Genomic DNA, 24,426 nt, shown 5'->3' with positions numbered 1-24,426 from the left:
TCAGGAAGGGTTTATGCTATTTATTTTTGAATGTGCCATAAATCATATTGAGGAATTAATCAGTAAATTAATGATTGCCATAAAAGTTTTACCACGATGAAAACGGTATGATTGCTAACCCATATTTATCAAGATTTCATTTATTTAAACATATAAAAAAACCGTTAATGCTCTATCTGTTCCCAGGTAGAGCATTAACGGTTTTTAGCTTTTATTACATAGTTTCCTCTGTAAAGTGATCAAATACGATACATCCAGCTCCTTGTGCAACGATGTTATACGCTGTTGATGATTTTATGATTTGAACAGGACTGTTTGGATAACTTTTCAATCTTCCTTGTGCTGTTTCGCATGCTACATCAAAGAATAATGGCTTTGGAACTAATGTACCTCCACAAATTACAATATCAGGGCGTACGATATAAATAAGATTAGTTAGTCCAATTCCAAAGTAATTAGCCGCCTTTTTTATGACCTCTAAACAAAGTGGGTCTTCCTTCTCTAAAGCTTCAAGAATTTGATGATAGCTAATATTTTCGACATCGTTTACTTCACACATCAAAGAACTAATCTCGCCGCGCTTAACACGTTTGATCACCTCTTCTCGAATCGCAGGTAAACTACTGTACGCTTGTAGACAACCATATGAACCACATGAACAAAGTTTTCCATGAATATCAACGATCATATGTCCAAAAGCATCGTTCATTTCGTTCTTATTACTTATTAATTTACCTTGTTGAATAATTCCACAACGTATTCCCATATCACTCGAAACAAAAACAATACTTTCGTTTTCTTTACTGAAATTTAGTCTATACTCTGCTAGAGCAGCTAAATTTGTACCGTTATTTAGTAATACAGGGCAATTATTAGCTTCTTCTAACTGCCTAACAATATTTAAATCGTCCCAGCCATCTGCTAAAAATGATCCCGATTTTATTACGCCCTTCTCTTGATCAATTGGGTCCAACACTCCAATACCAATACCTAATAATTGTTCTTTATTAATCTTATTTTGATCTAATAATTCACTTACACTTTTGGTTACAAAATTTAAAGTATATTCTCCAGTACTCGCGTTGCTCATTTTTAACTTTTTTGATTCGACAATTGTTAGATTTAAGTCAAGCAGTAGTACTGTTGTAAATAAATTCGTGATTTCGACACCGATTAAGTAGAATGTAGTTGGGTTAATCACATACATTGCTGGTCTCCTTCCACCGCTAGAAACCCCTAAACCACTGTCGTATATAAGTCCTTCCTGTACTAATTCATCTAATAACCGAACACAAGTAGTATGCTTATACCCTGTCATTTCAGTTAATGTACTAACTTTAATTGGCCCTAATTTTCGTATTAAGCTATATAAAAGCTTTAAACTTTTGATTTTAGGCGACTGAAAGCCTATAAATTGCCTGATCATTGACTCCTCCAAAACGCTAATCTTATTTTACTTTCACTCAACTTTTTATATTTTATGAATTAAGTATAGCTATTTATACACTATATTTACAGCTTTTTTTGATAAAAAAACACAGACTTTTTACCAAAATGATTTTTAGTCTGTTTACAAGTAAGGAATTATCCATTAGACTTATGGTGAAAGCATAATTATTTATTAGAATTCTTATTAAATCCCTATCGCTCATATTAGGAGGAAAAATAAATGCATAAAACTGAACATATTTTAGAAACAAGAGATTTTATATTAAGTAAAACAACCTACCGTCCAACGGTTGGATTAATATTAGGTTCTGGCTTAGGTACTCTTGCAGATGAAATCGAAAACTCTGTTGTAATTCCTTACAGTGAAATCCCTCATTTTGCAAAGTCTGAAGCAGTCGGACACGCAAATGAATTAGTAATCGGTGAATTAAATGGCCAAGCTGTTGTAGCAATGAAAGGCCGTTTCCATTATTATGAAGGCTTTACTTTAGATGAAGTAACATTCCCTGTGCGTGTAATGAAAGCACTTGGAGTAGAAAAATTAATCGTAACAAATGCTTGTGGCGCAGTTAACACTAGTTTTAATCCAGGCGATTTAATGTTAATTACTGATCATATTAATTTAGTTGGTACAAATCCTTTAATTGGACCAAATAACCCAGAACTAGGAACTCGCTTCCCTGACGTTTCTGAAGTATATAATAAAGAATTACGTAGCCTTGCATTAAATGTTGCTGCGAAACAAGATCTTAAATTACAACAAGGTGTATATGCTTGGTGGAGTGGCCCTTCATACGAAACACCTGCTGAAATCCGTATGATCCGTACACTTGGTGCTGATTCTGTTGGGATGTCAACGGTTCCTGAAGCAATCGTAGCTGTTCACGGAAGTATGAAAGTTTTAGGTATCTCTTGCCTAACAAACATGGCTTGTGGCATCCTAGACCAACCATTAAACCACGAAGAAGTAATTGAAGTAGCAAGCATGGTTAGAACGAAATTCGTTAACTTAGTTAAGGGCATTTTAGGAGAAATGTAATTCGAAATGCGGAAGGCGTTTGATTGGCTCTGGAGGGAGTATTACCGGAGAAATATCTCGCTCAACTAGACAGTAACAAAATATGAAATTAGAGATAAGTAAAGAGGTTTTCCCTCTTTACTTCATTGTGTAGATAAATTACAAAAAACTTGAGGTTTCAGACTGATTGCAAGCGCTTGTCTTTCGAGGCGCGAAGCCTGGTGAGGAGCGGAGTTACCTAGACGGTAATGAGCACCGCAGACAGGCGAAGCAACGAAGAAAGCGAGCGTTTGTCAACAGTCTGAAGTAAAGAGGCTCTGCCTCTTTACTTCTTTTTATTAAACGGGGTGTTATTTTGAAAGGTATACTATATATTCTTATCGGTTCTGTTTGTTATGGCGTTTTGTCTACCTTTGTAAAATTGGCTTATGGTGATGGTTTTATTGTAAATGATGTAGTCGGTATGCAAATGTTTGTTGGGGCTATATTGTTATGGTCCATCGTACTTTTTAATAAAAGTAAATCCGCTAAATCAAATAATGAAAAATATTTAAAGCCTACAAAGAAGGATGTTTTATTACTTGTTACATTAGGGTCTACTACTGGCTTAACAGGGATGTTTTATTATTTGGCTTTACAATATATTACTGCATCTTTAGCAATTGTGTTGTTGTTCCAATTCACTTGGATTGGCGTTTTATTAGAATCAGTAGTCAATCGAAAACTTCCTGAAAAAAGTAAATTGCTCTCATTGATTCCACTCGTTATCGGCACGATCTTTGCGACAAATGTTTTAACCGATGGTATTGGTTCATTGAATTGGTTAGGAGTTTTATTTGGGGCGTTGTCCGCGGTTTCGTACAGTACTTTTATATTACTTAGCGGTAGAATCGCTTTAAAAGCAAACCCAATAACAAAAACGGCATTAATGATTACAGGTGGTTTTCTAATTTGTGCGATCTTCCTCCCACCTACATTTTTCACAAATTGGCACTTATTTGCAGAACTTTCATTAAAGTACGGGCTCATCCTTGGCTTTCTAGGTCCATTTTTCTCTACTTTAATGTTTTCAAAAGGTGTTCCTTTAACAGGTTCCGGTCTTGCCTCTATTTTAGGGGCAGCAGAGTTACCGACAGCTACGTTAATGTCAGCGATTGTATTAAAGGAAACGGTTGGAGCTCCGAAATATTTTGGCATCACTTTAATATTAATCGGTATCGTTTTACCTGAATTCCTTAAAAGAAAGTCACTTCAAACAGCATAAAAATAGTTTCTTACTTTAAACTCGTAAACAACATTATGCAATATAAATCTGCTAATACTCCGAATAATTAAATAGATATTCCAAATAATATATTAGATTGCAATCAGAGCGTTAGCAATCAGTCTAAAAATCAATTTTTTTGGACTTTGTTTAAAAACAAAGATATTCAAAGTAATATCTTTGATATTTTTTGGAGGTGTTTTTATGAGAGTAAAAGACGTCATGTCAAGTAAGGTTGAATGTTGTTCAAATCAGGATTCTTTACAATCAGTAGCAAGTAAAATGGAAACCTTAAATGTTGGAGCAATTCCAGTTGTTGAAAATGGACAAGTAGTTGGAATGATAACAGATCGAGATTTAGCTTTACGTGGTATTAATCAAGGTGGAAACGCGAATGCTTCCCAAGTAATGTCTAATAATATTGTGACGATTGATTGTAACGCAAGTCTTCAAGAAGCATCAAATTTAATGGCACAGCATCAAATAAGAAGATTACCAGTCGTAGAAAATGGAAACCTTGTAGGAATACTTTCACTGGGTGACTTAGCAGTACAAGAGCAGTCAGATGAAAGTGCTGGCGAAGCATTGTCTCAAATCTCTCAGAACGATATTCAATAATTAAGAAAAATGGGACCGATCTATATGGTATTCGGTCCCATTTTTATTTTTTATTTATTCATTTGTGCAAGAAAATCTCCGAGTAGACTATCCATATCTTCCTCTTCAATTTCTTCTTTGGCTGCAGAGATTTCGCTTTTGCTTGCAGCTTCCCAATTAAAGTTATCTAAATCATCAATACGATCGGATTTTCTTCCAATACTATCTAAATTCGTTACATTCGGTTCGCTTGTGCGAATTTTTGATTGAACGGGTTCCAATTCTGGCTCTAGCTCATTCATTGCTTCTTGAAGATATAGAGCTTCTTCAATTGCTAGACTATTACTATTTAGCGAAGTAATAAGAGAAGCAGTTCGAATTGGGTTAGATAATAGCTGGTACACAATACTACCTAATAGTGCCTCAGAATGTTCATGTTTTAACCAATCTCTTTGAGCTTTATCTAGGCTTTTTGGTAGTGGAATTGTTATTGTTTGCCTTTGCTTTGATAATGAGTCATTAACTCCGCTTATTACGTACTCAGCAATCTTACTTGAAAAGTTCCGTCTTTCGCTTTGTTTAAGCTGCTGCAAATGTTTAATTATCTGATCAGGCGTATCAGAAGGGATACGAAATGTAATTGGTTGTCCCCTCGTCAATTCTTTTTCCTTCATGGAATCACCTTATTTTGCTTTAGACATTTTTTGTTCTTCTTTTTCAGCTTGTTGTTCTCTTCTAGATTCTCTTACTCTTTTTATTTCATAATCAGCGATTAGCTTATAATAAGCATTCGCCATCATCCATATACTTTCCTTCTCATCCTCAAAGAAATCAATATTATAACCATCTAGGTTATTATTAAGAGTTTTAAGATACTCTTTTAAGATTAGCGATCCTCCACCAATGAAATAGCATATTTCAGTTTGTGAGTTCTTCTGCCAAATATTTCTTAAATGGCGATATTGTTTTTTTGCTAATTCTAGTAGAATTCGGTCTACAATATCATGAACGCTTGTCCGACTACCCTTAACCATAATATGATTTCGATCACTTTTCTTAGTAATGATCTCTACAACATCTCTTCGGCTATCAAGCTCAACTCCATGTCTAGAACGAATCTCTTCACGAATTGCTTCTAGGGACTCTGCCACGCCAAGATTAAAACCTTGAGCTTTATCGTCATCTACCTTTCGATTCCTAATGACCGCAATATCAGTTGATAACCCTCCGATGTCTTGAATAAGGATTTTTTTATCTATAAGGTCTTTATTAATTATGTTTAAATGATTGTCCATAACTAAGTTAATAAAAGCTGCAAATCCTTCAGGATAGACTTTAACTTCTTCAAACTTAATATTAACTTTTAATCCTTGATGTCTTGGTGTTACTAAAAACTCTACTTGGTGAACTGATCCTAGTAATCGCGAACGATAACCAACGTCCTTTCCTTCCTTTACTTCTCTTAGCGGAAGACCAGTTCCTAATACGTATGTTGCCTCAATTACATTATTATTGTTCTTTACAATCTGTTTATTATCTTCTCTTGCTGCATCTAACGCTAAAGCTGCAAATAACATAATCAGCGTTTGATCCTCTTCAGACTTATTACTTCCAGGATCTAGTTCTGTTGCATTACCACTTTTAGTTGCTAAATTTCCCACACGATAAACAGTATTATTCTCTTTTAAGGTAGGAGAGTGAACGCGAATATGTATTCCATCAACTGGATCTTGGTTGTCTAATTCTTCTATCCCAATGATTGGACGATCTTCTGTATCCCTTGCAATAATATTAGGAATATTAATCTCAGATTCCATCTTCCCAAAAATTCCTTTGAGTGAATCGTTTCCTACATCAATAGCAGCTATACGAGCATTTACCACTTAAATCATCCCTTTCGCTAATAGGTTTACATATTAATAGATAATTCTGATATTAGATTATCTAACTTTAGCCATCCGGTCAATGTCCCATGCTGAACTATTATAAAAATGTAACTGAATTGTCATCTTGTATACAAAATTGTAAACACATAAACTTGTATACATATCTGTGTACATGTGTACAAAAATGTATACAAATGTTTACAAAAACGTGTACTTGTATACAAAAGTGTATACATCCCCTTTTTTCATTCTAGAATTAATTTCGGTACAACTGTCTCCTACCTATGGATAATAAGTTTACGTTTTGTGTACAAGTATACTTTATCGTATACAACTGTTTACAAAACGTATTCTTGTGTACAAATATGTGTACAACTCCCTTAGATTGGTTTTTCTCTAAAAATTAAAAAAAAGGTAGATGGCTTCTACCTGTCAATATGTGTATAAGTCCCTTATTAAAAATATCCACATGTGGACTACTTATTTCTTATTATGACTAACTAACTCTTGAATAGGATTATTTTCAAAGATTATAATTTTTGAATCCTGTAATTTATTGTAATCCTCTTCAGACATAAGCTTTAAATTTAATAGGTCCTCCTTTGTTGTAAATTTCGGATATGACCTTCTCCGTAATGACCCAAATCTTTTTAAATTATAAAATTTCCAACCTAAAAGACCAAAATAAAAAACGATCCACAAAAGGATTGTAAATAAAATAAAAAAACGTATGTCATGATTTGTCATTTTAAAATAGGACTTTACTATATTTATATATCGATTATTGTAATTTATTAGCGAACTAATGAAAAAAGCAATTACAATTATGCAATAGATCCAAACCACCAATGTTGTGATCGTAATCATCACTTCACTTAGCCAAATTTTCTTTGAATGAACGATTACTCCAGTTTCCTGTTTCCCCTGTCTGGACTTGTCCATGTTGCATAACCACCTTTTATTCTTGATTTAATTGCTTTAGGTAATGCAAACATTACAATCATTGCATTTAAAACCCAATAAATAACTGGATACCACGCAGCCCACAAGTAATATTTTTTTATGTTATCGTATGTGGAGTCCACTCTTATCGACATCCAAAGCTGTATAAGACTCATGAAAACAAGTGAGAAAGAAGAAAAAGTCATCCATATTATTAACTGTTGTACACTGTTAGCAGTTAATAAATAGTAAATTGTCACGAATACCCAAGAAAATGACCATATTAAACTAACCCATTGTTCAAGATAGATTGGCCAGATCCTTCTATGCCGAAAGTCCAATAATAAACGCCAATACCGCATAATTACCTCTTGTCCACCCTGTGCCCAACGAATTCTTTGATTCCAAATTCCTTTTAATGTTTCTGGAACTAACATCCAGCAAAGAGCACGAGGTTCATAGCGAATATCCCAAAATCTTTCTTGTAGCTTCCAGGATACTGCGATATCTTCTGTAATCATATCGCGGTCCCATAATCCTACATCTACAAGTGCTTTTTTTCGAAATGCAACGACTACGCCTGATACAGTCATTATTTTACCTAGCATTCTTTGGGTTCTTTTTATGGCCCCAATAATAGAAGAATATTCTACTATTTGTAATTTACTCAGTAGCGTATCACGATTTCGAATTCTTGGATTTCCCGTTACAGCACCTAATCTTTCCCCACTATGTAGAAAATGATAAATGAGATACTGTGCAGCTTTAGGCGCTAAAATGGCATCCGAATCAATGCAAACTAAAAACTCCCCTTTTGATGCATGGCAAGCAATATGTAAGGCATTTGCTTTCCCCCTATTTTCTCTACAATCAATTGCTTTTACCTCACGATGTTTATTTGCCATTTTTTCTAAAATTATAAAGGTTGAATCCTTACTGCCATCGTTTACAGCAATGATTTCTTTTAATGGATAATCTAATTCCACTAAATATTTAATTGTCTCTTCAATTGTTTCTTCTTCGTTATAACAAGGAATTAAGATGCTAATTAATGGCCACTCAATCCCTTCAAAATTCACATCTTTTCCTTTTTCTCTGTATCGGAAAAATAGACTGGATCCGGCTACCCAAAATAAAGACATAACCAATGGATACCAAAATACAAACTCCGACAAAAAACTTATGAATTTGTTCAATTTTAATCACCTAATTTACTAAATTCAAAAATGTAACTTCCATATAAAAACTAGTATCAGCAAATACAAATAAATTAACAGTGTTTTTCAAACCCAAATATGTAATTTTTTACTTTCTTACAAAAGTTTTTGTTCTTTTAACATGAAACGATTATAATGGGAATGATGATTGTACTTCTCTAGTACAATTTAATAGATAGAAAATTTAATAGAAAAATCCATAAGCTCTATTGCTTATGGTAGAGGTCGCAAACTCCCCTCTACAAAAAAATAAGGCGAAAAACAATAATTGTCGTATTGTTTTTATTTTTGTTATTCGGGATGCCCTCTTCTTTTTAATCATGTAAAGGAGAGAAAAAATATGAAAAATGAAAAAGCAATCGTTGTATTTAGCGGTGGCCAAGACAGTACTACTTGTTTATTCTGGGCTATGCAACAATTTGGTGAGGTTGAAGCTGTTACGTTTAATTACAATCAGCGCCATAAACTAGAATTAGATGTAGCTGCAGATATTTGTAAGGAATTAAATATTCCTCACCATATCCTTGATATGTCCTTGTTAAATCAGCTTGCACCAAATGCTTTAACAAGATCAGATATTGACATAACTCACGAAGAAGGCGAACTTCCTTCTACATTCGTCGATGGACGTAACTTGTTATTCCTATCTTTTGCAGCAGTACTTGCTAAACAAAAAGGAGCAAAGAACATTATTACTGGTGTTTGTGAGACTGACTTTAGCGGATACCCTGACTGCCGAGATATCTTTGTTAAATCATTAAATGTAACTCTTAATCTATCTATGGATTATCCATTTGTTATTCATACTCCACTTATGTGGATCGATAAGGCTGACACATGGAAATTAGCTGATGAATTAGGTGCATTTGAATACGTAAAAAATAAAACATTAACTTGCTATAACGGCATTATTTCTGATGGTTGTGGAGAATGTCCGGCATGTGAGCTTCGTCAGGCTGGTTTAGATCGTTACCTACAATCGAAGGGAGCCACAAAGCATGTTTGATTTTCGCATCGTAGAAAGACTTCATAAGATTGATGAGCATATAAAAAAAGAAGACTTAAAATATCATCATAAACGAGTTCTTGTTAATAAAGAATTTACCTTTGATGCTGCACATCACTTACATTGCTACGAAGGTAAATGTAAAAATTTACATGGACACACATATAAAGTTATTTTTGGAATTAGTGGTTTTGTTGACGAAATTGGCTTAGTGATCGATTTTGGTGATATTAAACAGATTTGGAAGGAAAAAATTGAAATCTATTTAGATCACCGTTATTTAAATGAGATGCTACCCCCGATGAATACAACAGCCGAAAATATGGTTGTTTGGATTTATGAGCAAATGGAAAATGCACTTAAGGATCACACAAATCCTACGCAAGATATTCGAGTAGAGTTTGTTCGTTTATTTGAAACGCCTACTTGCTACGCAGAAGCTCGTAGGGAGTGGATGATCAATGAGTAAAATTCCAGTACTTGAAATATTCGGACCTACTGTACAAGGTGAAGGAATGGCAATCGGTCAAAAAACGATGTTTATTCGTACTGCGGGTTGTGATTACTCTTGTAGTTGGTGCGATTCTTCGTTCACTTGGGATGGTAGTGAAAAAGAAAATATAAAATGGATGACCGCGGAAGAAGTTTGGAAGAATTTAACCAACTTAGGCGGCGATACATTCTCTCATATTACGATTTCTGGTGGAAACCCTGCCTTACTTCCATCTTTAGGCCCTGTAGTTGAGTTTTTAAAGGAAAAGAATATGACTTTAGCTCTTGAAACTCAAGGTAGTAAGTGGCAACCATGGTTACCTTCTATTGATGAAGTTACTTTATCGCCTAAACCGCCTAGCAGTGGTATGAACACTGATTTTGATATGCTAGGAAGCATTATTCAAAAATTAGAAAATCATCCAAAGTTTTGCTTAAAAGTTGTTATTTTTGATGAAAAAGATTTAGCTTATGCGGAAACTGTTCATCAAAAATTCCCACATGTTCCGTTCTTTTTACAAGTCGGAAATAGTTGGCTAAATGCGGATGATAGCACTTTATTACAATACATGTTAAATCGTTACGAATGGCTTATAGATGAAGCAATGAAATCAAAAGTCTTTAAAAATGTAAAAGTTTTACCTCAACTACATGCATTTGTTTGGGGAAATAAGAGAGGAGTTTAACCAAAATGGTAGGAAGATCAAAAGGTTCACTAGAAGATGTATCATTACTTGGCAGCAACAACACAAAATATTTATTTGAATACGATCCAGGAATATTAGAAACATTTGATAATACTCACCCAGATCGTGATTATTTCGTAAAATTTAATTTCCCTGAATTTACTTCACTTTGTCCAAAAACAGGTCAACCTGATTTTGCGACAATTTATATAAGCTATATTCCTGAGAAAAAAATGGTAGAAAGTAAATCATTAAAATTATACTTCTTTAGCTTCCGTAATCATGGTGACTTCCATGAGGATTGCATGAATATTATCATGGATGACTTAATCAAATTAATGGACCCTCGTTATATTGAGGTTTGGGGGAAATTCACTCCACGTGGCGGAATTTCAATTGACCCATATTGTAACTATGGTCGACCAGGTACAAAATACGAAAAAATGGCTGAACATCGTATGATGAACCATGATTTATACCCTGAGAAGATTGATAATCGATAAGAACTAAAAGTGCACTGTATAAAATACAGTGTACTTTTTTTAATCAAGTAAATACTATATTCGTTTATAGCACTTAATTTGTTTTTATTTTACAATTAATGGAAAGTAAATAAAAAGTGTGGTGAAACCATTTGTTTAAACTATTACTCATTGAAGATGATTCTTCTTTATTCACTGAGATTAAAGATCGCTTATCTGGATGGTCTTACGAGGTATTTGGAATAACAGATTTTAATAAGGTAATTCAAGAGTTTACAGAGATAAAACCAGATTTAGTCATCATTGATATACAACTACCAAAATACGATGGTTTCCATTGGTGTCGTATGATCCGTTCCCATTCAAATGTACCAATTATCTTTCTATCTTCAAGAGATCACCCCTCGGATATGGTCATGTCGATGCAGCTTGGAGCAGATGATTTTATACAAAAGCCATTTCATTTTGATGTACTAATTGCGAAAATCCAGGCCACTCTTAGACGCGTTTATAATTACAATACCGAAAAAATTGCTCTTAAAACTTGGTGTGGTGCAACCGTCGATTATGAAAAAAATACTGTATCGAATGAAACTGGTGCAATTGAACTTACAAAGAATGAGATCTATATTTTAAAACTGCTAATTGAACAAAAAAATAAAATCGTAAGTCGTGAGGAATTAATAAATGCCCTTTGGGATGACAAGCGATTTATTAGTGATAACACCTTAACAGTAAACGTAAATCGATTGCGGAAAAGACTAGATGAAGTAGGATTAGGTCAATTTATTGAAACAAAGGTTGGTCAAGGATATATTGCTTTAGAAGAGGTTATCAAATGATTAAAACATTCCTAATTGAGCGATTTAGCTGGATACTTTTTTTTCTACTAACACAAGTACTCGTTGTATTTGTTTCATTTATTGATTCGTCAATTCCTTTAAAATCACTACTTTACATAGTCTTTCTATCACTATTATTGTTTATCATTTTTTTAGTCATTCGATATCCTAAAGAAATAAAATTTTATAAAAGTCTTGTTGAACGTGAAGATAACCTTGATTTGACTGGAGTTGAAGAATCAAATAGTCCATTTGAAGAAATTGTTGAAAACAGCTTAACCAATCAAACAAGCTTATTGAAAAAAATAGCTATTCAAAATCAAACTTATTTAGAGCAAGAAAAAGATGAGCTCCTATCATGGATCCATGAAGTAAAAACACCTTTAACAGCAATGCATTTAATGATTGATCGTATGAAGGATGAAAAGTTAAAATCAAATTTAACATATGAATGGCTACGTATTCACCTATTACTAGATCAACAACTTCACCAAAAAAGAATACCTTTTATTGAGAATGATCTTTATATCGAAAAGATTCAGCTTGAAGATGTCATTTATCCAGAGATTAAAACTTTGCAATCATGGTGTATACATAAAGGGATTGGATTTGATATTGAATTAGAGGAGCTAGAAGTATTCAGTGATGCTAAATGGCTATCATATATACTGCGACAGTTATTAACAAATGCCGTGAAATATAGTCCATCTTCAGACATTCGGATAATAAGTAAGCAAAAAAATGAGCAAGTGATTCTTGAAATTGAAGACTTCGGTCGTGGTATTCATTCAAAAGATTTGCCGCGAATTTTCGAAAAAGGATTTACTTCTACGATTCAGCATCAAGACAATGCCTCTACAGGGATGGGGTTATATTTAGCAAAGAAAGCTGCCCAGTCCCTACATATTACGTTCCAAGTAAAGTCTGAGTTAGATAAAGGTTCAACTTTCACACTAATCTTCCCTAAACGAAATGAATTTGTAAAAATAACAGGCATGTGACAAAATTGTCACATGCTTTTGTTTATTGTTCGGTTAATCAAAGGAAACGGTCTTGGTAACCATTTATACTAATTTTATCGAATGAAAATAAAGGAGTGTATGAAATGAATATTTTAGAAGCAAATAAAATTCATAAAAGTTACGGAAATAAATTTAATAAACAAGAAGTTTTAAGTGGCATTAATATAAACATCGAAAAAGGTGAATTTGTTAGTATCATGGGTCCGTCTGGATCTGGTAAAACTACTTTACTAAACGTTCTTTCCTCGATAGATAAGATTAATAGTGGAACGATTGCAATTGAAGGTAAAGATATTACGGATATGAAAGAAAAACAATTAGCAGAATTTCGTAAATACTATTTGGGCTTTATTTTCCAGGAATACAACTTACTAGATACATTAACAGTAAAGGAAAATATACTTCTACCTTTATCAATAACAAAAACGTCACCAAGTGAAGCCAATCAAAAATTTGATGTTATTGCGAAAGAGCTTGGTATTTATGAATTAAAAGATAAGTATCCTAACGAAATCTCTGGGGGACAAAAACAGCGTACTTCAGCCGCTAGAGCGTTTATTCATGAACCTAGTATTATTTTCGCGGATGAACCTACAGGCGCATTGGATTCAAAATCTGCTTCAGATTTATTAAATAAACTAAGTGACCTAAATGAGAAAAGAAACGCGACAATTGTAATGGTTACACATGATCCAGTAGCAGCAAGCTTTTGCAATCGCGTTGTCTTTATTAAAGATGGACAAATCTATTCACAACTTCACAAAGGCGATGAAACGAGACAGAATTTCTTTAAAGATATTATGAAAACCCAAGGTGTATTAGGTGGTGTTCATCATGAGCATTAATCATTTGATATTCCGAAATTTAAAAAAGAATTTAAAAAACTATTATCTATATGTTTTTGCATTAATTTTTAGTGCTGCCTTATACTTCTCATTTGTTACATTGCAGTATGATCCATCAATGGAAGCGACAAAGGGTTCGATTAAAGGAGCAGCAGCAATTCGCTCAGCGTCGATTTTACTTGTCGCAATCGTATCGATTTTCCTTTTATATGCAAATATGATTTTTATAAAAAGAAGAAGTAAAGAAATTGGTTTGTTTCAATTAATTGGAATGACTAAAAACAGGATTTTCGGTATTTTAACAGTTGAAAATTGTATTCTATATTTTAGTTCATTGGTTCTTGGGATTTTAGTAGGTTTTTCGATTTCAAGGCTGATCATTATGATTTTATATAAAATCGTCGGAGTAAAAGCGATTGCTACTTTACATTTTTCTTCACAAGCATTAGTGCAAACATTAATTGTATTTATCGTAATTTACGCGTTCATTATGTTAATGAATTATGCTTTTATTAAAAGACAAACTATTTTATCTTTGTTCCGAGTAGTCTCATCGACTGAAGGAAAGCTTAAAAAAATGTCTGTTTTCGAGATTTCTATTGGAATTTTAGGTATTTTATTAATAATCTCAGGTTATTTTCTTTCATCAAAATTATTTGATGGCGATTTTACTACTATGACTGCACTTTTTTCGGTAATGATCTATATTTTAGGGTCAGTCATTATTGGAACTTATTTAGTGTATAAAAGTTCGGTTCGTTTTATTTTAAATATCGTTCGTAAAAAGAAAAATGGCTATTTAAATATTAATGATGTCCTATCTTTATCTTCAATTATGTTTAGAATGAAGTCTAATGCCTTGATTCTAACAATTATTACAACCGTTTCAGCACTAGCGATTGGATTATTATCATTAAGCTATATATCTTATTATTCTGCTGAAAAAACTGCAGAGAGCCATGTCCCTGCTAACTTTTTCTTAAATAAGAATAAGGATTTACAAACTTTCACAACTGCTCTAAATGAAAATGGTATTAAATATAACGAAAAACAGATCGAGGTTATTCAAGTTAATACAAATATAAAGAATATACTAGATACAGAGTTAAAAGGCATGATGAAGGATGCTGACAAATTCCCACTAGCGGTAGTAAGCGAAAAGTCAGTTAAAGTAAACCTTGCTTCAAGTGAAGCCTTATTTACTGGATATGATGATATGCTTCAAAAATTTATGACCTTAAAGGAATCAGGGCATATTGCATTAACTAGCAGCAAGAAAAAATTTAACCTAAACTATTTAGGATTAAAACGTGAAAAGATTATACCTTCCTACTTTACAAATGGAGGATTTCCTACTGCTATTGTAGACGATCAAGTATTTAAAACATTAAAGCAGAATCTTGATTCATCAATTCAAAAAGATTCAACTGTCTACAATGGCATTAATATAATTGATGAAAAACAAATTGAAAAAGCAAATAAGATTTATATGAACCATCAATTTGATAAGAATTATCCTAATGCTTCTCGACTTGAAATCGTTAAAAGTCAGAAAGCAAATATGGGCCTTATTATGTTCATCGTCGGATTTTTAGGACTAACGTTCTTAATGACATCTGGATGTATTTTATACTTTAAACAGATGGATGAAAGTGTTGACGAAAAACCAAACTATACTATTTTACGTAAACTAGGTTTCTCCCGTAGAGACTTATTAAGAGGCATACGTTCTAAACAATTGTTTAATTTCGGTATCCCATTAGTAGTAGGACTAGTTCATAGCTATTTTGCCGTCCAATCTGGATGGTTCTTATTCGGTACTGAAGTCTGGACACCAATGATTATCGTCATGGTTTTATATGCTGTTTTATACTCAGTCTTTGGTCTTTTATCCGTTCTTTATTATAAAAAGGTAATTAAAGAAGCCCTTTAGACTAGCACTACTACCTAATAATTAATAGAAGCTCTCCCTTTAGCTTCTATTATTTTTTTACTTATTTTGATTTATAATAGCCTTATACATACTACTTTAAAGGTGGATTGGGATGACTAAAACCATTGTTGAAAAGCTAAACTTAAAAAAATATAAAAAAGCTACTGTTTTAAATCAACCAAGTGATGCAAATTTTTTTGCAGATCTACCACATTTTGATACGGATCTACAAAACTATCCTTACGATCTAATTTTTGCTTTTGTACTTGATATGGACTCACTAAAAGAACTAGTCACAAAGATTATCCAGAATCATTATTTAGATAAAAATGGCTATATTTTTATTGCCTATCCTAAAAAAGGAAACAAAGTATATCCGACTTATATTCATCGTGATGATTTATTCGAAGGGTTAGGCGCAGATGAGAGCGGCTATATTGGTTCAAGTACAATTAAATTTGCTCGTATGGTTGGGTTGGATGATGTCTTTACAGTTGTTGGATTAAAAGACGAAACAAAAGCTGCGAATTCGTCGAAAGCAAGTCAATGTGTAGATGATTATGTCGATATGATTCCAAATGTTGAAAAGGATTTAGAAGAATCTCCTGAATTACTTACAATCTATAAGTCTCTAACTCCTGGGTATCGTAAAGATTGGGCACGACACGTCTATAGCGCTAAGCAAGAAGCAACGAAAGCAAAAAGACGTGAAGAAATGAAAATGGTCTTAGGTGCTGGATATAAAACACTGGATTTATATCGTAGAGATAAAAAATAGAAACAAAAAATCCACAAGATTTTTCTTGTGGATTTTTTCATTTATTAGATTTTTTAGATGTGCAGCCTCAACAACAACGAGTAACTTTACCACCTTTAGAATTAAAACGTGACTCTTGCGCTTCGATAAAGAACTCTTTTCTAGTTTGAATTGGTTGATCAGGGTGTTGTGTTTTCATATGTTCAACATATTTCTCATAGCTTGGTACACCTACTAATAAACTAATAAACTGTTTATAATATTTTTTAAACTCCTTCATTTTATAGTGCATAATTTTTCGGTTCACTTTCTTCGCGTTTAATGTACGGAGTTTCATGTAATTTTATCGGTTTATTAGACAATATATTTATGCAATTTCGAATCGAAGCAATTAGAACTAAAAGTACAATCACCATAAACAATCCACAAATTGTTGCGTCAATATAGTCATTTAAAATAATTTGATTCATTTGTGCTTTACTAGCTGCTGGTGCAAGGATTTTGCCAGCATCTAAACCATCTTTAAAAATTTTAGCATGCGCTAAAAAACCTATTTTTGGTAATGCATGAAATAGCTTTTGCCAACCGGCAGTCATTGTAACGATTAAGATCCAGATTGTTGGCACTAGTGTAATCCACGCATATGCCTTTTTCCCCATTTTTAGCAAGATAGTCGTGCCTAGCAATAATGCAATGGCTGCAAGCATTTGATTTGCGATACCGAATAACGGCCATAAAGTATTAATGCCCCCAAGCGGATCAATAACCCCTTGATAAAGGAAATAGCCCCAGCCGAAAACGCAAATAGCTGTCGCAATTAAATTTGCAGGAAGTGAATCCGTCTTTCCAAATGGCTTATACACATTGCCTAAAATATCCTGAGTCATATAACGTCCAATCCTAGTTCCAGCATCAATTGTTGTTAAAATAAATAATGCTTCAAATAAAATAGCAAAATGATACCAAAAAGCCATTAATGCTTTACCACCGATTACTTTAGAGAAAAGTGCCGCCATGCCGATTGCTAAAGTTGGTGCCCCACCAGTACGAGAAAGAATTGTTTGTTCCCCTACGTCTTTGGCTAACGTGGTCAAATCATTAGGAGCTATTGTAAAGCCCCAGCTTGAAACGACTTGAGCTACTTGATTAACGTCAGTTCCTATTATGGCAGGTGGGCTATTTATCGCAAAATATGCTCCTGGAGTTAATAAACATGCAGCAATCATAGCCATTACTGCTACAAAAGACTCCGTTAACATAGCACCATAACCAATTGAACGTGCATGCGTTTCACGTTCAATCATTTTAGGGGTAGTGCCAGAAGCAACTAATGCATGGAATCCAGAAACAGATCCACAAGCAATTGTTATAAATAAAAATGGAAATAGATTTCCGGCAAATACAGGTCCTGTACCGTCAATAAATTTTGTAACGGCCGGCATTTGTAAATCTGGTGCTACAATAATAATGCCAATTGCTAAAGCTAAAATCGTACCAACCTTTAAAAATGTGCTTAAATAATCACGTGGAGCTAATAGTAGCCAAACTGGAAGTACTGATGCTATAAAACCATAACCAATTAACATAAGAGCAATCGTTTCTCCCTTAAACGTAAACATTGCTGCTAATGTTGGACTTTCTGCTACATATTGTCCCGCATATAAAGAAAGTAGTAATAAAATCACACCAATAAAAGACCCTTCTCCTACTCGGCCTGGACGTATGTATCGCATATAAATCCCCATGAAAAGTGCGATTGGAATTGTTGCCGCAATCGTAAACATTCCCCAAGGACTTCCAGCAAGCGCTTTAACTACAACAAGTGCTAAAACAGCTAATAAAATTACCATAATTCCTAAAATACCAATTAAAGCGATAATCCCTGTTATAGGACCTATCTCTTCTTTAATCATTTCACCTAGTGATTTACCATTTCTACGTGTCGAAGCAGCTAATATGACAAAATCCTGTACTGCGCCAGCAAATACAACTCCTACAATAATCCAAATCGTTCCGGGTAAATAACCCATTTGTGCAGCTAAAATTGGTCCAACCAGTGGGCCAGCCCCTGCGATCGCTGCAAAATGGTGACCAAATAATACCCACTTATTCGTTGGTACAAAGTCTTTACCATCATTATTAATTTCAGCAGGTGTTTTACGATCTTCGTCCAGTTTAAATACTTTTTCTGCAATAAACTTACTATAAAAACGATAAGCCACTGCATATGTACAAACTGCCGCTGTGAGGAGCCAAATTGCATTTATTGTTTCCCCTCTTTTTAAAGCTAATACCGAAAAACAGAAAGCTCCAAGTATTGAAATTAATCCCCAAACTACCATTGATTTTAAAGATTTCACAACAAAGATACCTCCTTTTTCATTTATAAAAGCAAGTATATCACCAATTCAGAATTTTTTGTCAATTAATGGTAAAAAAAGTATAATAACGACATTTATACTGATTTTAAGCGAATTTTTCTTCATAAAAGTAGACGAAAGTTGTATTGAACTTGTCTAATTGAATAGTTTCAAGGGAAAAAACAACTTTAGCTATCGCAACATTTGAACTAATCATTTTTAAACAAAAGAAAACCATCCTAAGCATTAAAAGCAAAAGGATGGTTTTCTTTCATATTAAATAAGTTATTTTACATGTTGTATAAAATTAATGTCGATTAGCTCATTCAGTCTTTGTAGTTCTTTTTCTCCTAGTAACGTTTTCCCTTCGTTTAAGGATACTAGAGCACTCTCAATTAAATATTTTCGCGGTGTTTTTGACTGCAACAATTCGTTTTGTAAAAAATCTAGTAACTCATTATACTTTTGTTGTTCATTACTATTTAATGCTGATTTTTTCATTGTACAAATAATACTACAAAGCTTTTGTTGAAGATTTTCTTCGGTCTTTCTTATTGGTAACCATCTATCTAATAGTTCCAAATTGAATAATTGCTCACCAGATTCCTCAACATCCTCAACAATCTTAATCATACGTTTTACACTATATCGGACGACTTGATCCATACTAATATTCATATCTTTTGCAAGGTCATAGTATCTCACATTATGGTGAATAATTCCTAAAAACATAATGGCACTATCTAATAAAAAATCTTTCTTCTCGCTACCAAAAATGTCTAAGAATCGTGTATACACCCAATTTAATGTCTTAAAATTACCTTCTCTTATGAACTGTTTAATATCTAAGTCATTTATATAAATTACTTCTTCAAATAGAGAAATCAATTTATTATCTCTATTTGCCTCCATTAATAAAGTTATTTGTTTAATGAAAATTTCAATATTTGAAGGGCTCTGTCCGATCAACAACTCATTTCTTTCATGTTCAAGTTTTTTATAAATCATATTAAATAACGCGACTACTAAATCACTTTTAGACGAAAAATAATTATAAAATGTACCTTTAGAAATTCCACTATAGTCTAATATGTCTTGAATTGACGTTGCTTGAAATCCTTTTTCAATAAACAATTCATGAGCTATTTTTACAACATGCTGTTTACGATCATTCATATAATCACCTTGGTTCTAGTTAATTACTGCTTAAAAAACATAGTACATTATTTTAACATTTTTAACTAGTAAATATCTGATTAGATTATTAAAGATTTCTAATGGTTATTATAATTGCATCTAATGAATGAATGGTATATCATATTATCTTATATAGAAGATGGAAACGGAGTTCAAAAAATTGAACTAGATGTACAAAGGAGGGGAAATCATGGATCATTCCATGAATAAATCAGTTAATCCGCCATATGGGATTATTACAATCCTAATGATTGGTGCTTTTATTGCTTTCTTAAACAATACTTTACTTAATATTGCTTTACCTTCTATTATGAAGGATTTGGACGTTGAGCCTTCGACAGTTCAATGGCTTTCTACTGGATATATGCTAGTAAATGGAATTTTAATTCCAACTACTGCTTTCTTAATCCAAAAATATTCTGTTAGACATTTATTTTTAACAGCACTACTTTTATTTAATATCGGTACATTAACAGCAGGATTTGCACATGTATTTCCTTTATTATTAGCGGGCCGTATGATTCAAGCTTCCGGTTCGGCTATTTTAATGCCATTATTAATGAATGTTATGCTGACTAGCTTCCCTGTTGAAAAACGAGGAACTGCAATGGGCTTCTTTGGTTTAGTAATGATGGGTGCACCAGCAATCGGACCAACATTATCAGGTTGGATTATTGAACATTATGACTGGAGAATGCTTTTCCATGTTGTTTCCCCGATTGCATTAACGATTTTAATTATCGGCTTTTTCTTACTTAAAGATAAAAAAGAGAAATCAAACAGTACGATCGACCTTTTCTCAGTTCTTTTATCAAGTATAGGTTTTGGTGGGTTATTGTATGGTTTTAGTACTGCAGGAACAAAAGGATGGGATAGTCCAGAAGCTTACGTTACTTTAATTGTAGGGGTTATTTCATTAGTACTATTTATCTTACGTCAATTAAAACTTGATACGCCAATGTTAAACTTTAGAATTTATCGCTATCCAATGTTTGCTTTATCATCAGCGATTTCAATTGTAGTTACAATGGCTATGTTCTCAGCAATGATGCTTTTACCGATTTACACTCAAACGCTACGAGGCATTAAACCTTTTGATGCAGGCTTAATGCTGTTACCAGGTGCATTATTAATGGCAATTATGTCGCCAATTACGGGAAAATTATTTGATAAAATTGGCGGAAGAATACTTGCAGTAACTGGTTTAGCAATTATGACTGTTACTACTTATTTTTTAAGTAAATTAACAATGGATACAACTTATACGCATATTATTATTTTATACTCATTACGTATGTTCGGTATGTCGATGGTAATGATGCCGGTATCGACAAATGGGTTAAATCAATTACCAAAACGCTTCTATCCACACGGTACTGCGATGAATAATACTTTACAGCAAGTATCTGGGGCGATTGGTACTGCTTTACTCGTAACAGTAATGTCGAATCGTACAGAATCAAAAGCTAAAGAACTTGCTGCTGAAGCAATGAAGCATGTGACTAGTAAACCTACACCTGAAATGCTTGCTCAAATTAAGCAAGAGATCACAATGAAGGCAATGTTAGAAGGAATTAACTTCTCATTTTATGTGACGGTATTCGTTGCCGCAGTTGCACTAGTTCTTGCATTCTTTATCAAACGTTCAACAGCTGCAGAGGAACCTGTAGTAAAAGAAAATACTAATACTAGTACTAACTTTAAGAAAAAGTTAGCAGAGAATTAATAAAAATAAGCCTCAGACTAAAAAGTTCAACCAATCAATGGTTGAACTTTTTTTATTATCTCTTATAAATAAAATAATCAAAATCCGCATGTAGCCCTTGACCAGTCGTATCCTGACATTGCATTCCAACGAATGCACCTGTAAAGAATCCACCACCTTGAATATAATCATCAGACAGTTTATATGAATAAAGTGTCACAGGTATTGCAATCCAACTCTCTCCATCAAATGAATAAGAGTATTCATAAATATTCGTTTTCACATCTACTCGAAGATACACATATTCAACATGTTCTGGAATGATAATTTCGTTCCCTTGAAGGGGTTGATCGAACTTAAAATTATCACATGTTACTAATTCAAGAATTCTGCCCTTTTCTTCATTCCAAGTAATTTGACATGAAGTCCAGTTTTGAGTGTTGTAATAATTTACTAAACCAGCTGATTGATGGAATGTCTTTGGATTAAATGCTATTTTTGTTTCTGCAGTAAAGTTAAACTGTTGCCAGCGTCTTGCTATAAATGACTGAGTAAATTTAGATGTTAGGGATTCTCTTCCGTAAAGACGTAGATGTCCTGGATTGTCTTTTAATGATACGATATTCTCTCCTAATGGAATTCTCAAGTTTTGAAAGTGAGGATTTAGGATTTCTGAGTTAAAGTCATCCATCTCAGGGTAGTCACTTTCCCATTTTACTTCATCTATTTTTGGACCCTCTATTTCAAGTGATGGACTATTCCCTCCTACGACATACGGCCAACCATTTTTCCACTCAAGCCTTTGAATAGCAGTTTCTCTTCCTAATGGACAGAAACCTCTTGGGTCTAACAACGGTTGACCTTCTCTTGGTAATGGTCTTCCTGTTAAATGCACAAGGAACCATTCATCTGTGTGCGTTTGAACAATTGATGCATGTCCTGCTTTTTGAAGGGGAATTCTTGGTGCATGGAATGACGAAATTAACGGGTTTTCTGGGTGTACTTCATATGGACCCTTTAACTGTTTTGACCTAGCAATAGTAGCTTGGTGATCATATTTCGTACCACCTTCTGCCGTTAATAAGTAATAGTATTCATTTATTTTATATAAATGTGGTGCTTCCGTCAGTTTAATATCGGTTCCTTTAAAGATAACCTCTGCTTTTCCGATCAGTTTCTGTTCTTCTACACTGTATTCTTGTAATGAAATGCCATAAAAATGATGATTTCCTACGCGATGATCCCAAACCATATTCACTAAATATTTTTTTCCATCCTCATCATGGAATAGCGACGGATCAAATCCAGTACTATTTAAATAAACTGGGTCTGACCATTCTCCGTCAATCGTTTCACATGTTGCGAGATAGTTGTGACAATCTTTCCATTGACCTTCAACTACCTTTACATCAGTGTAAATTAACCAAAACTGTCCGTCACGATAAGATAATGTGGGAGCCCATATTCCGCCCGAATCTGGATTACCTGTCATGTTTAATTGACTTAAACGTTTCAAAGGTCTTGATGCTAAGCGCCAGTTCTTTAAATCCTTTGAATGATAGATTCCTACTCCTGGAAACCATTCAAAAGTTGAAACTGCAATGTAATAATCTTCCCCAACTCGGCAAATACTTGGATCCGGATTAAATCCCGGTAAAATTGGATTACTGATTTTAACCATTTTATTCTCCTCCATAAGCATCTATATAGTTCAATCCATTACTTTTTTAGTAAGCACCTTTGATAAAGTCAGAAACATTTTTTTGATAGAAAAGCTCTAATTGATCTAATTCCGCTTTCGAAAAAGATTGTATATTCATTGCTTCTAAGTTGTCATCCACTTGGCTTTGGTTTCTAAATCCAGGAATTACACATGTAATTTCCTTTTGATCTAAAATCCATCTAAGTGCTGCACTTGCCATCGATGACCTTCCTTCAGCAATCCAGTTAATTCGATTTGCTAATTCTACTCCTTTTTTAAAGCCCAAGCCTGCAAATGTTTCCCCGATATTAAAGGCCGCTCCATTTTCATTAAAGTTTCGGTGATCATCTTCCTCAAAAGTATGATCAGCCTTATATTTTCCAGATAAGAGCCCACTAGCTAACGGTAATCTTACAAGAACTCCAACCCCACGCTTATAAGCCTCGGGAAGTAATTCTGCTAATGGCTTTTGTCTAAAAATATTAAAGATAATCTGTAAGCTTTTCACATTTGGGTTTTCTAGACAAATCATTCCTTCTTCAACCGTTTCAACGCTAACCCCGTAATGGCGGATTTTCCCTTCACTTTTTAAACGGTCAAGTACATCAAATACTTGTCCATCCTTTAAAATTTCAGTTGCTGGGCAATGTACTTGATATAAATCAATCACATCTCGATTTAAGCGTTTTAGACTATCCTCGCAATAAGACTTAACCGCTTCATATGAGTAGTTTTCTGGTGAAAAGATATCACCTTTTCGGCAAAATTTTGTTCCTATATAAATTTTATCTTCAAGTCCTTTTGTGGCTTTAGCCAATAGTTCTTCGCTATGACCATCACCATAAACATCTGCAGTATCAAAAAAATTTACACCTTGGTCGATTGCGTGTTGTAATGATTTTAAAGCTTCAGTATCATTTGTTTTTCCCCATGCTCCACCAATTGCCCAAGTTCCAAAACTTACCTCACTAATCATTAAACCTGTATTACCAAGTTCTCGATAATTCAAGTAAAACTCCCCCTC

The 24,426-nt window shown here is 33.7% G+C and carries 23 protein-coding genes; 13 read left to right on the top strand and 10 right to left on the bottom strand.

Annotation, left to right across the window (positions count from 1 at the left end):
- Positions 1-214: 214 nt before the first annotated feature.
- Positions 215-1,426: an ROK family transcriptional regulator gene (locus tag CN514_RS05215; RefSeq protein WP_098231692.1), complete on the bottom strand. Its 1,212-nt coding sequence runs from the start codon at positions 1,424-1,426 to the stop codon at positions 215-217.
- 243 nt (positions 1,427-1,669) lie between these two features.
- On the opposite strand from CN514_RS05215, the gene CN514_RS05210 reads away from it, so the two are divergent.
- From CN514_RS05210 to CN514_RS05200, 3 genes are all read left to right on the top strand, one after another.
- Positions 1,670-2,488 carry a purine-nucleoside phosphorylase gene (locus CN514_RS05210; protein ID WP_098231691.1) on the top strand — a complete coding sequence of 273 codons (819 nt, stop codon included), beginning with the start codon at positions 1,670-1,672 and terminating at the stop codon, positions 2,486-2,488.
- A 334-nt stretch (positions 2,489-2,822) separates the two neighbouring features.
- Positions 2,823-3,731, top strand: coding sequence for an EamA family transporter (locus tag CN514_RS05205; protein ID WP_098231690.1), 909 nt, complete (start codon positions 2,823-2,825; stop codon positions 3,729-3,731).
- Between the two features lie 204 nt (positions 3,732-3,935).
- The gene (locus CN514_RS05200; RefSeq protein WP_286141574.1) at positions 3,936-4,349 is read left to right on the top strand and encodes a CBS domain-containing protein; all 414 of its coding nucleotides are present in this window, start codon (positions 3,936-3,938) and stop codon (positions 4,347-4,349) included.
- Between the two features lie 50 nt (positions 4,350-4,399).
- On the opposite strand, the gene CN514_RS05195 is transcribed toward CN514_RS05200, so the two are convergent.
- The 4 genes from CN514_RS05195 to pgaC all read right to left on the bottom strand — a co-directional run bounded on the left by CN514_RS05195 (position 4,400) and on the right by pgaC (position 8,352).
- A complete protein-coding gene (locus CN514_RS05195) occupies positions 4,400-5,002 on the bottom strand; it encodes a hypothetical protein (RefSeq protein WP_098231689.1) in 603 nt (200 codons plus the stop codon).
- Positions 5,003-5,011: 9 nt separating this feature from the next.
- Entirely contained in the window at positions 5,012-6,211 is a 1,200-nt protein-coding gene (locus CN514_RS05190; protein ID WP_098231688.1) for a ParM/StbA family protein, read from the bottom strand.
- Between the two features lie 483 nt (positions 6,212-6,694).
- Complete coding sequence (locus CN514_RS05185) at positions 6,695-7,156, bottom strand: hypothetical protein (RefSeq protein ID WP_098231687.1); 462 nt, start codon at positions 7,154-7,156, stop codon at positions 6,695-6,697.
- The gene (gene pgaC / locus CN514_RS05180; RefSeq protein ID WP_098231686.1) at positions 7,117-8,352 is read right to left on the bottom strand and encodes a poly-beta-1,6-N-acetyl-D-glucosamine synthase; all 1,236 of its coding nucleotides are present in this window, start codon (positions 8,350-8,352) and stop codon (positions 7,117-7,119) included. The genes CN514_RS05185 and pgaC overlap by 40 nt, the downstream gene beginning before the upstream one ends.
- A 289-nt stretch (positions 8,353-8,641) precedes the next feature.
- On the opposite strand from pgaC, the gene queC reads away from it, so the two are divergent.
- The 9 genes from queC (at position 8,642) to CN514_RS05135 (ending at position 16,459) form a co-directional block, all read left to right on the top strand.
- Positions 8,642-9,379: a 7-cyano-7-deazaguanine synthase QueC gene (gene queC, locus CN514_RS05175; RefSeq protein WP_435817627.1), complete on the top strand. Its 738-nt coding sequence runs from the start codon at positions 8,642-8,644 to the stop codon at positions 9,377-9,379.
- On the top strand, positions 9,372-9,848 hold the full coding sequence (queD, locus tag CN514_RS05170; protein ID WP_098231684.1) for a 6-carboxytetrahydropterin synthase QueD: 477 nt from the start codon (positions 9,372-9,374) through the stop codon (positions 9,846-9,848). The genes queC and queD overlap by 8 nt, the downstream gene beginning before the upstream one ends.
- Entirely contained in the window at positions 9,841-10,557 is a 717-nt protein-coding gene (gene queE, locus CN514_RS05165; RefSeq protein WP_098231683.1) for a 7-carboxy-7-deazaguanine synthase QueE, read from the top strand. Before queD ends, queE begins: the two co-directional genes overlap by 8 nt.
- A 5-nt stretch (positions 10,558-10,562) precedes the next feature.
- Entirely contained in the window at positions 10,563-11,060 is a 498-nt protein-coding gene (gene queF / locus CN514_RS05160; protein ID WP_088012612.1) for a preQ(1) synthase, read from the top strand.
- A gap of 131 nt (positions 11,061-11,191) precedes the next feature.
- Positions 11,192-11,881, top strand: a complete 690-nt coding sequence (locus CN514_RS05155) for a response regulator transcription factor (protein WP_098231682.1) — start codon at positions 11,192-11,194, stop codon at positions 11,879-11,881.
- On the top strand, positions 11,878-12,882 hold the full coding sequence (locus CN514_RS05150) for a sensor histidine kinase (protein WP_098231681.1): 1,005 nt from the start codon (positions 11,878-11,880) through the stop codon (positions 12,880-12,882). Before CN514_RS05155 ends, CN514_RS05150 begins: the two co-directional genes overlap by 4 nt.
- Before the next feature lie 104 nt (positions 12,883-12,986).
- On the top strand, positions 12,987-13,748 hold the full coding sequence (locus tag CN514_RS05145; RefSeq protein ID WP_098231680.1) for an ABC transporter ATP-binding protein: 762 nt from the start codon (positions 12,987-12,989) through the stop codon (positions 13,746-13,748).
- Entirely contained in the window at positions 13,738-15,681 is a 1,944-nt protein-coding gene (locus CN514_RS05140; protein WP_098231679.1) for an FtsX-like permease family protein, read from the top strand. The genes CN514_RS05145 and CN514_RS05140 overlap by 11 nt, the downstream gene beginning before the upstream one ends.
- Positions 15,682-15,793: 112 nt before the next feature.
- The gene (locus tag CN514_RS05135; protein ID WP_098231678.1) at positions 15,794-16,459 is read left to right on the top strand and encodes a YdeI/OmpD-associated family protein; all 666 of its coding nucleotides are present in this window, start codon (positions 15,794-15,796) and stop codon (positions 16,457-16,459) included.
- A gap of 67 nt (positions 16,460-16,526) precedes the next feature.
- Here the strand turns inward: CN514_RS05135 and CN514_RS05130 are convergent, their stop codons facing one another.
- From CN514_RS05130 to CN514_RS05120, 3 genes are all read right to left on the bottom strand, one after another.
- Positions 16,527-16,718, bottom strand: a complete 192-nt coding sequence (locus tag CN514_RS05130; RefSeq protein WP_483295000.1) for a YbdD/YjiX family protein — start codon at positions 16,716-16,718, stop codon at positions 16,527-16,529.
- A 1-nt stretch (position 16,719) separates the two neighbouring features.
- The gene (locus CN514_RS05125; protein ID WP_286141576.1) at positions 16,720-18,780 is read right to left on the bottom strand and encodes a carbon starvation CstA family protein; all 2,061 of its coding nucleotides are present in this window, start codon (positions 18,778-18,780) and stop codon (positions 16,720-16,722) included.
- Positions 18,781-19,083: 303 nt separating this feature from the next.
- A complete protein-coding gene (locus tag CN514_RS05120; protein WP_098231675.1) occupies positions 19,084-19,974 on the bottom strand; it encodes a TetR/AcrR family transcriptional regulator in 891 nt (296 codons plus the stop codon).
- A 211-nt stretch (positions 19,975-20,185) separates the two neighbouring features.
- On the opposite strand from CN514_RS05120, the gene CN514_RS05115 reads away from it, so the two are divergent.
- Entirely contained in the window at positions 20,186-21,721 is a 1,536-nt protein-coding gene (locus CN514_RS05115) for a DHA2 family efflux MFS transporter permease subunit (RefSeq protein ID WP_098231674.1), read from the top strand.
- A gap of 55 nt (positions 21,722-21,776) precedes the next feature.
- On the opposite strand, the gene CN514_RS05110 is transcribed toward CN514_RS05115, so the two are convergent.
- The gene (locus tag CN514_RS05110; RefSeq protein ID WP_098231673.1) at positions 21,777-23,381 is read right to left on the bottom strand and encodes a glycoside hydrolase family 43 protein; all 1,605 of its coding nucleotides are present in this window, start codon (positions 23,379-23,381) and stop codon (positions 21,777-21,779) included.
- Positions 23,382-23,427: 46 nt separating this feature from the next.
- Positions 23,428-24,411, bottom strand: coding sequence for an aldo/keto reductase (locus CN514_RS05105; protein ID WP_098231672.1), 984 nt, complete (start codon positions 24,409-24,411; stop codon positions 23,428-23,430).
- Positions 24,412-24,426: the final 15 nt, after the last annotated feature.

It is taken from the genome of Bacillus sp. AFS001701, assembly GCF_002559405.1.
GTDB lineage: Bacteria > Bacillota > Bacilli > Bacillales > Bacillaceae_G > Gottfriedia.
This window is presented reverse-complemented; position numbering and strand designations above follow the sequence as displayed.